General features: G+C 63.9%; 11 protein-coding genes. 5 read left to right on the top strand and 6 right to left on the bottom strand.

Going from position 1 to position 14,006, the window contains the following annotated elements; genetic code table 11:
• Positions 1 to 5: 5 nt before the first annotated feature.
• Positions 6 to 2,132, bottom strand: coding sequence for a ribonuclease catalytic domain-containing protein (locus Q0J57_RS09940; RefSeq protein WP_297219798.1), 2,127 nt, complete (start codon positions 2,130 to 2,132; stop codon positions 6 to 8).
• Between the two features lie 195 nt (positions 2,133 to 2,327).
• On the opposite strand from Q0J57_RS09940, the gene Q0J57_RS09935 reads away from it, so the two are divergent.
• The 3 genes from Q0J57_RS09935 (at position 2,328) to Q0J57_RS09925 (ending at position 7,117) form a co-directional block, all read left to right on the top strand.
• The gene (locus Q0J57_RS09935; RefSeq protein WP_297219796.1) at positions 2,328 to 4,154 is read left to right on the top strand and encodes a cache domain-containing protein; all 1,827 of its coding nucleotides are present in this window, start codon (positions 2,328 to 2,330) and stop codon (positions 4,152 to 4,154) included.
• Positions 4,155 to 4,273: 119 nt separating this feature from the next.
• Complete coding sequence (gene icd, locus Q0J57_RS09930) at positions 4,274 to 5,413, top strand: NADP-dependent isocitrate dehydrogenase (protein ID WP_297219794.1); 1,140 nt, start codon at positions 4,274 to 4,276, stop codon at positions 5,411 to 5,413.
• A gap of 489 nt (positions 5,414 to 5,902) precedes the next feature.
• Positions 5,903 to 7,117 carry an iron-containing alcohol dehydrogenase gene (locus Q0J57_RS09925; protein ID WP_297219792.1) on the top strand — a complete coding sequence of 405 codons (1,215 nt, stop codon included), beginning with the start codon at positions 5,903 to 5,905 and terminating at the stop codon, positions 7,115 to 7,117.
• A gap of 344 nt (positions 7,118 to 7,461) precedes the next feature.
• On the opposite strand, the gene cysK is transcribed toward Q0J57_RS09925, so the two are convergent.
• Positions 7,462 to 8,370, bottom strand: a complete 909-nt coding sequence (gene cysK, locus Q0J57_RS09920) for a cysteine synthase A (protein ID WP_297219789.1) — start codon at positions 8,368 to 8,370, stop codon at positions 7,462 to 7,464.
• Between the two features lie 186 nt (positions 8,371 to 8,556).
• On the opposite strand from cysK, the gene Q0J57_RS09915 reads away from it, so the two are divergent.
• Positions 8,557 to 9,027, top strand: a complete 471-nt coding sequence (locus tag Q0J57_RS09915; protein ID WP_297219787.1) for a nuclear transport factor 2 family protein — start codon at positions 8,557 to 8,559, stop codon at positions 9,025 to 9,027.
• 73 nt (positions 9,028 to 9,100) lie between these two features.
• On the top strand, positions 9,101 to 9,466 hold the full coding sequence (locus tag Q0J57_RS09910; RefSeq protein ID WP_297219785.1) for a TM2 domain-containing protein: 366 nt from the start codon (positions 9,101 to 9,103) through the stop codon (positions 9,464 to 9,466).
• A gap of 351 nt (positions 9,467 to 9,817) precedes the next feature.
• Here the strand turns inward: Q0J57_RS09910 and Q0J57_RS09905 are convergent, their stop codons facing one another.
• The 4 genes from Q0J57_RS09905 to Q0J57_RS09890 form a co-directional block, all read right to left on the bottom strand.
• The gene (locus tag Q0J57_RS09905; protein ID WP_297219822.1) at positions 9,818 to 10,678 is read right to left on the bottom strand and encodes an FAD/NAD(P)-binding protein; all 861 of its coding nucleotides are present in this window, start codon (positions 10,676 to 10,678) and stop codon (positions 9,818 to 9,820) included.
• A 30-nt stretch (positions 10,679 to 10,708) separates the two neighbouring features.
• Positions 10,709 to 11,788: a 4Fe-4S dicluster domain-containing protein gene (locus Q0J57_RS09900; RefSeq protein WP_297219783.1), complete on the bottom strand. Its 1,080-nt coding sequence runs from the start codon at positions 11,786 to 11,788 to the stop codon at positions 10,709 to 10,711.
• Complete coding sequence (locus Q0J57_RS09895) at positions 11,785 to 13,233, bottom strand: hydrogenase iron-sulfur subunit (RefSeq protein ID WP_297219781.1); 1,449 nt, start codon at positions 13,231 to 13,233, stop codon at positions 11,785 to 11,787. The genes Q0J57_RS09900 and Q0J57_RS09895 overlap by 4 nt, the downstream gene beginning before the upstream one ends.
• Positions 13,221 to 14,006, bottom strand: a 786-nt coding sequence (locus tag Q0J57_RS09890) for a 4Fe-4S dicluster-binding protein (protein WP_297219779.1), incomplete at its 5' end; no start/stop codon positions are given. The genes Q0J57_RS09895 and Q0J57_RS09890, both read right to left, overlap by 13 nt.

The raw sequence follows: 14,006 nt of genomic DNA, 5'->3' as shown, positions 1-14,006 counted from the left end.
GCGCATCAGCTTTCGGCCGTGCGCGCTTCTATGATGGTGATTTCGTTATACAGCGGGTGCACCCGCCCCAGGCGCACCTCCACCGGCGTCCCGGGGCAGGTGCGTTCGTCAAAGAGTCTGCGCTTGCCGCGCACAAAAAGCCCCTGCTCCGGCAGGCTCACACTGGCAAAGACATCGTTTTCCTCGGTGATGACGCCGGGCCACCACACGCGGTCGCCATGCTGCCGGAAGTAGAGCAGCTTCCAGTAGCGGGGCCGGAAGCGCTGCACCTGGCCGGCGGCATCCAGCGCCGTATGGAGATGCAGCAGCAGGCTTTCCAGGCTTTCCGCATCCCAGCGGGGCGCACCGTGCAGCAGATAATGAACAAGCTGCGCCTCATTGACAAGATCGGGATAGCGGCGCAGCGGCGATGTCACGGGCGCATAGCGCGACAGGCCCAGGGCCGCATGGGGCCGGGCCTGCACCTCCAGGGCGGAGGGAGCCAGCGCCCGCAGGATGCGGGTCATGTCCTCGGGGCGGGTCCAGACGCCGGCATATTCGCGCGGCAGGGCCACATCCTGGGTGCGGTGCAGCATGGGCAGGGCGCGTTCCTCTGCCCACTGGGCCACAGAGGCCGAGGCCAGGATCATCATTTCCGCCACCATGGGCTGGGTATCCGGGCAGGGTTCGCCGGGCAGGATGTGCACCACGGTCTGCGCCCCCTCCCCTTCCAGATGAATGACCGGTTCCGGCCGGTCCATGATCACGGCTCCGCTGCGGATGCGCGCCGCCTGCCGGGCACGCTCGAAGGCATGCGCCAGCAGCAGCATGTCGGCAAAGGGCGCGGCAGGATTTTCCGGCAGGGGATGCCCCGCCTTCCCGGCGTCCAGCACCGTCTGCGTATCCGTATAGCTCAGGTTGGCAGCCAGGCGGACCCGGGCCGTAAACAGCTCGCAGGGGGCGGCGTTGCCGTCCGCATCCACGGCCACGCGCACGCAGAAGGCCGGGCGTGCCTGCCCCGCCACCAGCGAAAAGACATCCGTACCCAGCCGTTCGGGCAGCATGTGGCAGTTTCCTTCCGGCAGGTAGATGCTGGTGCCTCGCCGCAGGATGTGCTTGTCCAGCGGTGAACCGAAGGGCCAGCACAGGGCCGGATAGGCCAGGGCCAGGGTCAGCACAAAGCCGCCGTCCGCTCCCTTTTCCAGAAAAAAGGCATCGTCCACATCGCGGGTGGTGGCGCTGTCGATGCTGATGAAGGGCAGGTCGCAGTCCGGCAGGGGCAGCTCGCGGCTCTGCTGTTCCAGGGCCTGCACCTCGTCGGCCCAGGGCTGCCACCAGGTGTCCCCGGCCTCGTAGCCGGCGCGGTCAAGCCAGAAATTGTAGTGTGCGGGCACCTGCTCCCAAGCGGTGAGCAGTTGCAGGGGCAGATGCGGCACATCCGGCAGCCCCTTGGACAGCATGCGCCAGAGGGTTTCGTACTCCTGCCCGTCAGGATCGGCCATGCGGGAAAAAAGCAGCGTCCGCAGGCGCTGGGCCACGTCCGGAGCGGGCCACTCCGCCGACGGTCCCCCATCGGCAGGACAGGGCGGCAGGCTGCGCTTTTTGCAGGCCACATCCCAGAGCAGGCGAAGAAAGGCGGCTCCCCCGCTGATGAGGGCTTCGCGTTCCTCGCGCTCCTTCTGCTCCTGAAGGCGACGCGCCACGGTTTCCGCATCGAATATCTGAAACAGCGGCGGCTGAAAGCGGAAATGGCTCCGGCAGGCCAGCAGGGCGCGCCCGTGGGCGGCAATGCTGTCCACATCGGGGTCCGTGCCGGAAAGTTCCGCAAACCAGCGGGCCGGCGCCTCCTCCACTTCGCCCTGAGCCATTTCCCACAGGTCCTGCACGGCCACGGCGGCAGCCAGGCTTTCCCGGCGGCGGCGGCAATCCTCCAGCAGGCGCACGGCCTCTTCCCGGCCGGGAAGCGGCCCGGGCAGCTGCGGCCCGGACCACGGCAGCAGGCGGGACGCTGCCAGGCGCATTTCGCGACGGTTGGGCAGCAGCAGGCGCAGCCTGCCGCCGGACTCTTCCGTAACAAGGGCAATGTGCACGGCATTGCCTTCCAGAAATTCCACTATGCAGCCCGTGCTGGGATACTGCACGCATTCAGCCATACCTTACTCCCGATCCTGAAGCGCAGCCCGGCGGGCCGCTTTTGCGGCGGCCATTATTCCGCCATTGGCTCCGTCTGGCAAGAGGCGGTGTTCCCTCGCTGCGGGGCTGCCGTATGCTTTGACGCAGCGGCACGATACGGCTATGATGGCTCCCTCTCCTATCTCGAAGCCGCCCCGAAAGGGCAAAGGATGGACATGAGCATCATTTACCAGACCAGCGGCAGCCGGCCGCTGCCCTTGCAGGATGTGGAACAGCCCCAGCTGTATCGGGATCTCTTCCCCTATACGAACATCTGCCGCACCTCCTTTGACGATGTACTGCTCGCCCCCCGACCGGCCGAGCAGATGCGCATCACGGACACCACCTTCCGTGACGGCCAGCAGGCCCGCCCGCCGTATACGGTAAAGCAGGTGGCCAAGATGTTCGACTTCCTGCATCGTCTGGGCGGCAAGAGCGGCCTCATCACCGGGTCGGAATTTTTCCTGTATTCGGCCAAGGACCGCAAGTGCATCGATGTCTGCCGGGCGCGGGGCTACCGCTTTCCCCGGGTCACGGCCTGGATACGCGCCAACAAGGATGACCTCAAGCTGGCCCGCGACATGGAATTTGACGAAACCGGCATGCTGACCAGCGTGTCGGACTATCACATCTTCCTCAAGCTGGGCAAAACCCGCCGCCAGGCCATGGACATGTACGTCAAGCTGGCCGAACAGGCGCTGGACTGGGGCATCATTCCCCGCTGCCACTTTGAGGACGTGACCCGTGCCGATATCTACGGCTTCTGCCTGCCCCTGGCCCAGCGCCTCATGGAGCTGGCGCGCCAGAGCGGCATGCCCGTGAAGATCCGCCTGTGCGACACCATGGGCTACGGCGTGCCCTATACCGGCGCCGCCCTGCCCCGTTCGGTGCAGCGCATTGTGCGCGCCTTTACCGACGAGGCCGGCGTGCCCGGCCAGTGGCTGGAATGGCACGGCCACAATGACTTCCACAAGGTGCTGGTCAACGGGGTCACGGCCTGGCTCTACGGCTGCGGCTCGGTGAACTGCACACTTTTCGGCTTTGGCGAGCGCACGGGCAATACCCCGCTGGAAGCCATGCTGGTGGAATATATCTCCCTCACGGGAGACGATGCCGCCGCCGATACCACCATTCTGGCCGAAGTGGCCGAATTCTTTGAAAAGGACCTCAACTACCGCATTCCCTACAACTATCCCTTTGTGGGGCGCGACTTCAATGCTACCAGCGCGGGCGTGCATGCCGACGGTCTGGCCAAGAACGAGGAAATCTACAATATCTTTGACACCACACGCCTGCTGGGACGCCCGGTGCCCATCACCATCACCGACAAGACGGGCCGCGCCGGCGTGGCCTACTGGCTTAATGTCAATCTCAAGCTGCCGCCCGAAAAGCAGGTTTCCAAGAAGCATCCGGCCGTGGGCAAGATTTACGACGCCATCGTGGACCTGTACGAACACGGCCGCACCACCAGCATGTCCCATGAGGAAATGGAAGCCCTGGCCCAGAAGTTCATGCCGGAACTCTTCCATTCCGAATTCGACCATGTGAAGCAGCTGGCCGGCGACCTTGCCGGGCACCTCATCATTCGCCTGGCCCAGCAGCCCGATCTGCTGGACTTCGGCAAGAATGCCTGCGCCCGTCTGGACGCCTTTGCCCGCGAGTTCCCCTTCATCCAGTATCTGTATCTCACGGATACGGAAGGCAAGCTCAAGTGCTCCGCCATTACGGACCCGGCCTACAAGGAACGCTACGAGGCCCTGCCCATCGGCTATGACTTCTCGCAGCGCGAGTGGTTCACCGTGCCCACCCGCACCGGCGCCCTGCACATCATGGACGTGTACCAGTCGCAGTTCACCGGCAAGCTGGTCATCACCGTGTCCTGCGCCGTCACGGACGACAAGGACAATATCGTGGGCATTCTGGGTGCGGACATTCAGCTGGAACAGCTCATGCAGCGCGCCCAGTCCCTCAAGCAGGAAGTACACTCCGAAGAGGACGAATAGGGTCCCGTCACAAGACACACAGGGGGAGGGCAACCTCCCCCTTTTCTCTCACCCCAGGCTGCCTCACGGCAGCGGCGCTTCCGGACCGCAGACTTCCGGACACATGCGCGGAGTATGCCATGAAAAAGACTGTTTACTGGATAGAAGGCGACGGCATCGGCAAGGAAATCTGGCAGGCGGCACGCCCGATCATTGACGCGGCCCTGGCGGCCGTCTCCGAAGACCGCATCGAATGGGTGGAACTGCTGGCCGGCGAAAAGGCCAAGAAAGAGACGGGAGAATGGCTGCCCGAAGCCACCCTGACCACCCTGCGTGATGCCGAAGTGGCCATCAAGGGACCGCTGGGCACGCCCGTGGGCACGGGGCACCGCAGCCTCAATGTCACCCTGCGGCAGACGCTGGACCTGTATGCCTGCATCCGGCCCATCCGCCATTTCAGCGGTCTGGAAACGCCCATCAAGCATCCGGAAAAGGTCAATATGACCATTTTCCGCGAAAATACCGAAGATGTCTACGCGGGCATCGAATACGCCGCCCAGACGCCGGAAGCCAAAAAGCTCATCACCTTCCTGCGCGAGGAATTCGGCGTGACCAAGATCCGCGAGGATGCTGCTGTGGGCATCAAGCCCATGAGCGCCTTCGGTTCTTCCCGTCTGGTCCGTCGCGCCCTGCGCTACGCGCTGGCTACCGGACAGCCCAGCCTGACCCTTGTGCACAAGGGCAATATCATGAAATTCACGGAAGGGGGCTTCCGCCAGTGGGGCTATGATGTGGCCGCCACCGAGTTCGGCGACCAGACCTGCACCGAAAAGGAGGCCGTCCCCGGCCGCCTGATGGTCAAGGACCGCATTGCCGACGCCATGTTCCAGGAAGTGCTCCTGCATCCTGACCAGTACCACGTCATTGCCACGCCCAATCTCAACGGGGACTATCTCTCCGATGCGCTGGCCGCACAGGTGGGTGGTCTGGGCCTGGCCCCCGGCGTCAACATGTCCGATACCCTGGCCTTCTTTGAAGCCACCCACGGCACCGCGCCGGGCATTGCCGGCCAGGACAAGGCCAATCCCGGCAGCGTCATCCTGTGCGGTGCCCTCATGCTGGAGCACATGGGCTACCCCGCCGCGGCGGAACGTATCCGCACGGCCATGAGCACCGCCATTGCCGGCAGGGCCGTGACCGTGGACCTGGCCGACCAGGTTTCCGGCTCCCGCGTGGTGGGCTGCCGCCAGTTCGGCGAAATCATCGGCGCCAATCTCTGATTACCGCCACACTTCTGCTTGCCCAGGCGGCTCCGCCATCCGGCGGAGCCGCTGCATTTTGCCGCCCTGTCAACGCCCGCCCCTTCCTGTCCGCAGCGCATGCGGCGACGCGCCTGCATCACGCCCTGTCCCGCCACATCCCGATCCGGCACATCCCCCGGCACCTCCTCCGGGCAGCGCCGCCGCACGGCTGGCAATACCGCAGCCAGCATGCCCCGGTGCCTTCCGCCTGCCCGCATGAGCGTGCGTCTCGTGCTCTCCCTCACATGGCTTCGACAGCCTTTTCTTGGCATACTGACCTGTTTCTTTATGGCGTTCGCCAAAAAACACCGCTTTTGTCGCTCATATTATGGCGAAGCTGCGAGATGCCGCCAGGGAAATGGCTCTGCCGCAAAAAAAAAATGTGAAATATGGCACAAAATATTGACCTTTGCCACGGACCGGCCTAGGCTGTCTCTGCAATGGCCAAACAGCCAAAGGAGGCTCCCCATGTGGGATGAAAGCATGTACGATACCGTCAGGGAAATCAGAACGAAAACAACTACCTACCTGGGCGTAGGTGCGGTGGAAAAAATCGACGAGATCTTTGCCCAGTTCAAGGAAGAAGGCATTGCCTCCATTCTGTGCGTGACGGGCGGACATTCCTACAAGATTACCGGCGCCTGGGACAAGGTGGAAGCGGCGGCAGCCCGGCATGGCCTGCGGCTTGCCCTGTACAACAAGGTCACCCCCAATCCCACCACCGACAGTGTGGACGAGGCCACGGCGCTGGGGCGTGAGGCCGGCGCGGGCGCCGTGCTGTGCATCGGGGGCGGCAGCCCCATCGACTGCGGCAAGAGCGCGGCCATCCTGCTGGCCAATGCCGGCAAAACAGCAGAAGAACTCTATTGCTATGCCTTTACGCCCCGCAAGGCCCTGCCCATTGTGGCCATCAATCTCACGCACGGCACAGGCAGCGAGGTAAACCGCTTTGCCGTGGCCACCATCACCCGGCTCAACTACAAGCCCGCCATCGCCTATGACTGCCTCTATCCGCGCTATGCCATTGATGATCCGGCGCTCATGGGCGGCCTTTCCCCCAATCAGACGCGCTATGTCTCCATTGATGCGGTGAACCATGTGGTGGAGGCCGCCACCACCACCTGCTCCAACCCCTTTGCCATCATGCTGGCAGCGGAAACGGTGCGCCTGGTGCATGCCAACCTGCCGCGCATTCTGGCACACCCCGACGATCTGCGGGCGCGCTACGCCCTGGTCTACGCGGCCATGCTGGGCGGCACGGCCTTTGACAATGGCATGCTGCACTTGACCCACGCCCTGGAACATCCCCTCAGCGCGCTCAAGCCCACGCTGGCCCACGGTCTGGGACTGGCCATGCTGCTGCCCGCCGTCATCGAGGAATGCTACCCGGCCCGGCCGCAGGTGCTGGCCCATATTCTCAAGCCCATTGTACCGGGACTTGCCGGCATGCCGGATGAGGCCCCCAGAGTGGCACGCGCCGTGGAGCAGTGGCTTTTCGGGCTGGGCGTAACGGAAAAGCTCACGTCCGTGGGCTTCAGTGAAGCGGATGTGGCCCCCCTCTGTGACCTGGTGGAAAAGACGCCCTCGCTGGGGCTGCTGGTTTCTCTGGCACCCGTGGAGGGCAACCGCGAACGCGTGGCCCGCATCTACCGCAACTCGCTGGCCCCCATGGCCCGGCACTGAGGGCGCGGCATCTGCCCCGCGGCTCCGCCGCTAAGCGCTTTTGCACAGCACAGTGCCGGGAAGGGACCATGGGGGAACGGCTGTTCCTGGCCCCTTCCCGGCACGACACAACAGGAAAACGACCGCTCCCCCGGAGCCGCCTGACAGCGGCCTGCCGCGGGGCACGGTCCGTTTCCCTGGCCGGCACGTCGCTCCTCAGGTGCCGGTTGCCCCGTCCGCCGCTGGCGGACGGGGCCTTGTTGTTTTTGCAGGCTATGCTGCCATACCGGGGACAGGGGCGTATCCGCCCCTGACGGACGGCTGCGCCCCTGTCCCCGTGCTCCGCGGCAGCGGACGGCGTAAAATCAGAAGAGGTCTGTGGACATGTAGCGCTCGCCCGTATCACAGGCCAGCGTCACAATATTGCGGTCCCGCATGGCCGGACGGGCAGCCACACGCAGGGCGGCCACCACATTGGCCCCCGTGGAGATGCCCGCGCAGACCCCGCAGGCGCGCATGAGGCGCCGGGCCATGTCCTTGGCTTCTTCCGTGGAAACGGTCATGACGCCGTCCAGCAGCTCCCGGTCCAGAATGGGCGGAATGAAATTGGCGCCGATGCCCTGAATGCCGTGCTGGCCGGCCTGACCGCCGGAAAGCAGGGGCGATTCCGCCGGCTCCACCGCCAGGACCATCACATCCGTGCCGTTTTCCTTGAGATAGCGGCCAATGCCCGTGATGGAGGAACCGGACCCCACGCCGGCCACCAGCACATGCATGGTGCCCACGCTGTCATGAAAGATTTCCGGACCGGTGCTGCTGTAATGGGCTTCCACGGCCCAGGGGTTGGTAAACTGCCCCAGAATGAGGCCATTGCGTTCCTTCGCCAGCTTTTCGGCCATTCTGAGCGAACCTTCCATGCCCTCCGCCGCAGGCGTCAGCACCACCTCTGCGCCCATGGCGGCCAGCAGGCGGCGGCGCTCCACACTCATGGTTTCGGGCATGGTCAGCACGCACTTCAGCTTGCGCACAGAGGCCACCAGGGCCAGACCGATGCCCAGGTTACCGCTGGTGGCTTCCACCAGCGTGCCCCCCCGTACCAGGTCTCCACGGTCCAAGGCCCTGTCCACCATATGGAAGGCCACCCGGTCCTTGATGGAGCCGCCGGGATTGCGATTTTCCAGCTTGAGCCAGACCTTGCCGGGCAGGTCGGCACACAGGGGAGCAAGATGCAGCAGCGGCGTATTGCCGATACTTTGCAGAACGGTTGTGAGCATGAATGCCTCTCTGTCGTTTATTTCTCCCAAGATAGGCAAAAGCGCCGGCCTTGGCAATGCGCCGGGCCGTCCCCCCCCGGCCACGCGCCGTGCGCGGCTTGACAGGCGGGACGCACCTGCCTAGTCTGAAAGAAAGTAACCATACGGGCCTTGCCCCGCCGGATGATCCCCATCAAGGAGTCTTTCATGAAGCTGGTACGTCTCTGCCTTCTGGTCCTTGCCGTGGTTTCCCTTTCCCTGACCTGTCGTGCCCTTCCGGCCCAGGCCAAGGCTGACGTGGTGGAGCTGTATGCCCATGCCGTCATGACGGCCGATGTGGAGGCGCTGGAAAAGCTCCTTGCGCCCAACTACTGGCACATCAGCGCCAACGGCCATATTCAGGACAAGGAACACTTCCTTGACAGCCTCAAGAACAAGCGCCTGGTCATCAATCACCTGACCATTACCAATGTGCGCCGCTCCATCATCGGCAACAATGACCTGCTGACCGGTAACGGCATTCTGCGCGGCATGGCCGTTCCGCCCCTGCCCCAGGGGCTTATGCGCTATTCCCTGGTGCTGACCACTGTCAACGGCAAGGAACAGATCGTCCTTTTCCAGGCCACGCCCGTCGTGCCCTCGGAAACCTGCAAGGACGGCAACTGCGCCATCCGCTAGACCGTTTCCCATTCTGTCCCCATTGTTCACGGGCAGCCTTCGGGCTGCCCTTTCCGTATGAGAGTACACTGCCATGCGTTGTCCCCACTGCGGACGGGACCTGTCCGATGCGGCGGCCTTCTGCCCCGGCTGCGGGCATCCCTTTGATACCGTCATCATTACCGCTGTTGATCCCTATGCCAGCCCCAAGAGCCGGCTTGTGGCCCTGCTGCTCTGCTTTTTTCTGGGCATGACCGGCGCCCATCGCTTCTATGTGGGGCGGCCGCTTTCCGCCTGCCTCATGCTGCTGCTCTTTCTTGCCAGTCTGCTGCTGGCCCTGGTCTTCGTGGGCTATATCGGCCTGATGCTCGGCTATATCTGGGCCGTCATCGACGGCATCCTCATTCTGGTGGGTGCCTTCCGGGATGGCGACGGCCGTCGCGTTTCCTGCTGGACCTGACCCACGGATCGCCGGCAGGCGGCGGCCTTTCCGCCCCTGGCCGTGCGCGGCATGCCCTGCGACGGATACCGGGGCTGTCTGCCTGGGGCACACCCGAACGTGGCCTGACCCAAGTTCGAGAGGGTTCGAGCCTGGCCCGAACGTGGCCTGACCCAAGTCTGTCCCCGAGGCTGCCCGGCATCTGGCCCGGACCGGATTTCCGCCCCCCTTCGCGGCCCCAGTCCTACCGGTACGCCCGCAGCCTGAAACAGCCCGCAGCCCTGCCTTTCTCTTCCCTTCCCCTTTCCGAAACAGCAAAAGGGCGGCGGATGCCTGCATCCGCCGCCCTGAGTGTCATGCCGTCTGCCGGGACTAGAGTTCCGGCGGCAGGCCGTTCAGCTGCTTCAGCGTGAAGACGGGACCGTCAATGCACACATAGTGGCTGCCGATATTGCAGCGGCCACAGATGCCGATGCCGCACTTCATGCGCTTTTCCAGCGTAGTGACGATGTTTTCCGGCTGGAAGCCCAGTTTTTCCAGGGCCTGCAACGTGAACTTGATCATGATGGGCGGACCGCAGAGCACGGCAACGCAGTTGTCCGGCTTGGGGCCGATTTCGGTCAGCACGTTGGGGATAAGGCCCACCCGGTGCTGCCAGCCCTCGGCGGGATTGTCGATGCACAGGTGGCAGTCCAGATCGGGATTGTCCAGCCAGCCTTGCACCTCGTAACTGAAGGCCATGTCGCGGGGGCTTTTGGCCCCGTAGAGCAGGCTCACCTTGCCGTAATCCTTCTTGCGCTCAAGAACATGCAGCATGATGGTGCGGATGGGCGCCATGCCGATGCCGCCCCCCACAAAGAAGATGTTCTTGCCCTTCCAGTCCTCGTAGGGGAAGAAGTTGCCCAGGGGAGCACGCACGCCCACCTTGTCGCCCACGGAAAGGCGATGGATGGCCGAGGTCACTTCCCCCGCCTGCATGACGGAGAACTGGAGGTAATCCTTCATGGACGGCGGCGAATTGATGACAAAGGTGGACTCGCCCGCACCGAAGACGGAGAGCTGCCCCACCTGGCCCGGCTCGTAGGTGAAGTTCTTCATCTGCTCGGCGTCATCAAGCACCACGCGGATGGTTTTGATATTGCCGGTTTCCTGAATGGTTTCCACCACGGTGGCCGGCATGGGCTTGTAGGGATTGCCCTGCGGGAGGGGACGAGGCGTCAGCTCGCGCAGCATGCCGCCCTTCTTGCTTTCAGTAGTCATGCCTTACTTCTCCTCCTTGGCGGCCTTGTTGTCGTCGTTGATGGCATCCAGCACGATCTGGCGGATGTCCAGGCTCACGGGGCAGTTGCTGACACAGCGTCCGCAGCCGCTGCAGGAGAAGCTCCCCCAGTTCTCGGGATAGGTGGAGAACTTGTGCGACACGCGGTTGCGCATGCGCAGGGACTTTTCCATGCGGGTATTGTGACCGCTGGCCTCGCGCGTGAACAGGGGCGCCATGCAGGTATCCCAGGTGCGCAGGCGGCGTCCGCCCTTCTCGCTGGTGGCTTCGCCTTCATCGCTGATATTGAAGCAGTAGCAGGTGGGGCAGAAGTAGGTGCAGGCTCCGCAGGACAGGCAGCGGTCGGTCTCGCGGGTCCAGAAGTCCACATCCGTGAACTTGGCCGCCACCTTGGCCGGCGCCTCCTTAAGGTTGGGCGCCTTGACCAGCGTGCCCCAGGCCGCCTTGCGAACTTCTTCCACCTCCTTGAAGCGAGGCTGCCCGTCTTCCAGACCGGACGCTTCCAGCAGGGCGTCGCCCCTGGGGGTAATGCCCTGGAGCACATAGCCGTCAGGCAGCTCGGTCATGAGAATGTCCGACCCCTCGGGTGAGGTGGGCCCGCCGCCGACCCAGTGACAGAAGCAGGTGTTGCAGCCGCTGTTGCAGGTCAGGCTGATGACGGTCAGCTGTTCGCGCCGGGCCTTGTAGTAGGGGTCCACAATGGGGCCCTGCAAATAGGGCCGGTCCAGCACGGCATAGCCGCGGGCATCGCAGGGACGCGAGGCAAAAACCACCGTCGGCTCGGCGCTGGGCGTATCGTCCAGTTCCAGCGAGACCTGTTCGGGGTTGGCGGGGTCCTTGACCTTGCGGTAGGTCACCAGGGTTTCACACGGGGGCAGCACCGCCGCCTTGGCCGGGACGGTGGCCTTTTCCAGCGTGAATTCCTTGCCTTCCTCCCACGGTTCAAACACCACGGACTTCTTGTCGGCAGGCTTCACCACCGGAGCAAGCACGCGGGCGTCCTTGGAGAGGTGAGCCAGAAACGCCGGGAGGCCCTCAGGCTTTACAAAACGGGTGATGCTCATTTCCACTCCCTCTCATGGATGTTCTTTTCTTCCACTTCGTACCCCAGCAGCGGGGGCACGGCCTCGGGATTCACGCCGGGCTTGTAGCCGTCAAAGAGCTGCCCCACAGCGCGGCCGATCTGCTGGCGCAGGGCCAGAATGGGGATGCCCACGGGGCAGGCCCGCTGGCATTCGCCGCAGCCGGTGCAGCGCCCGGCCAGGTGCATGGCATGGATGGTCTGGAAGTACAGCTTTTCACGGACGCTGTCTTCCTGCGACATCCAGTGGGGTTCGCGGCTTTCGGCAATGCAGTAGTCGCGGCAGACGCACATGGGGCAGGCGTTGCGGCAGGCATAGCAGCGGATGCAGCGCTCCATCTGGGCATGCCAGAAGGCCATGCGCTCGCTGAGGCTCATGGAGTCCAGCAGGGCCAGTTCCGGCGGGGTGAAGGGACCGGGCTGCACTTCCGTGGGCGTACCGATGAGGGTATCGGACATGACGGCCGTGGGCATGGTGCAGCCATAGCATTTGCCCTGGGCGTAGTCGGTCATGCAGAAGCGGTGTTCCTTGCCGTCAGCGGTGATGGTCACGCCGGCCTCGTCATAGACCACGCTGTCGATGGTGGTATAACGACCCAGCTCCTGATTGACGCGGGCCATATCCAGCGTGCCTTCGCAGGGCATGGCGAAGATGGTCACGTCCTCGCGGTTGATGAGGTTTTCCTGCACCAGTTCCACGATGGACTTGGCGTCGCAGCCCTTGACCACAATGCCCACCTTCTTGCCTTTGTACTGGGGCAGGTAGACGGCGGGATTGTTGACATTGAAGGGACCCCACACCAGCTTGTCCACGTCTTCGGGCGTGCGCATGAAGAGCGGCACCGTGCGGGCAGCGTCATAGCCCTGCTGCCAGCCGATGACCAGGTCCAGCTCCGGCAGCTTGGCCTTGATGGCGGCCTTGAGTTCGTCCAGCTTGTTTTTCTGGCCGGTGCCCAGGGGACGCAGGGAGGTCAGGGCCATGTCCACCACCTTGAGCAGCTTGTCCGTCTGCTCGAAGCGGGGCGCGGGGCCAAGCTCATGGATGCGGCTGGTGAAGGTCTGCACCACATGCTGCCAGCGCTGGCCTTCCGAGGCGGACACCCAGGTATACTCGAAGCGACGGTCGTCAATACCCAGCACGGGCAGGAACTGCTTGAGCACTTCCAGCCGGCGGCGGGCATAGAAATTGCCCGCAGAGTAGTGGCAGTCACGGGGGTGACAGCCGGAAACCAGCACGCCGTCAGCCCCGTTGAGCAGCGCCTTGACGATGAAGAGCGGATCAATGCGCCCCGAACAGGGCACACGGATGATACGCAGGTCGGTGGGCTGTCCTGCACGGGCCGTCCCGGCGGTGTCGGCACCGCCGTAGGAACACCAGTTGCAGAGAAAACCCACAATTCGCAGTTCTTTGCCGTTCAGCACTGGCATAGCGTGTTAACCTCCGCAAGAATCTGGTTGTCGGTGGCGTGGGAGAGCTGGATGGCGCCCTGCGGGCAGGTGGCCGTGCAGAGGCCGCAGCCCTGGCAGACGGTTTCGATGACCTGGGCGTACATCTTGCCGCGGAATTCCACTTCCTTGATGGCGCCGAAGGGGCAGCAGCGGATGCACTTGCCGCAGTCCACGCAGCGCTTCATGTCCACGCTGGCAATCTGCGGGTCATTTTCCAGCTTGTCCTTGGAGAAGAGGGCAAGCACCTTGGCGGCGGCAGCGGACCCCTGGGCCACGGAGGCCGGGATGTCCTTGACGCCCTGACACACGCCGGCCAGATAGACGCCGGCGGTATTGGTTTCCACGGGCTTCAGCTTGACGTGGCTTTCCAGGAAGAAGCCGAAGTTGTCGTAGGAAATGCGCAGCTTTTCGGCCAGCGCGGGCGAACCCTTGGCGGCTTCCACGCCCACGGCCAGCACCACCAGGTCGGCATTGATTTCCACGGCTTCGCCCAGCAGGGTATCCACGCCCTTGACCACGAGGTGCCCCTCGCCATCGGGATAGATCTTGGACACACGACCGCGGATGTATTCCGTGCCGTATTCTTCCATGGCGCGCCGGGTGAACTCATCGTAGATCTTTCCGTTGGCGCGGATATCCATGTAAAAGACAAAGGACTTGGAATCCGGGATGTGGTCCTTGGTCAGGATGGCCTGCTTGGCCGTGTACATGCAGCAGAAGCCGGAGCAGTACGGGCGGCCGATGGAGCGGTC

Origin of the sequence: uncultured Desulfovibrio sp. (assembly GCF_944324505.1) — a bacterium.
Classification (GTDB): Bacteria; Desulfobacterota; Desulfovibrionia; order Desulfovibrionales; family Desulfovibrionaceae; genus Desulfovibrio.
Note: the sequence above shows the minus strand (reverse complement) of the source record. Positions and strands in the feature narration are given on the sequence as shown.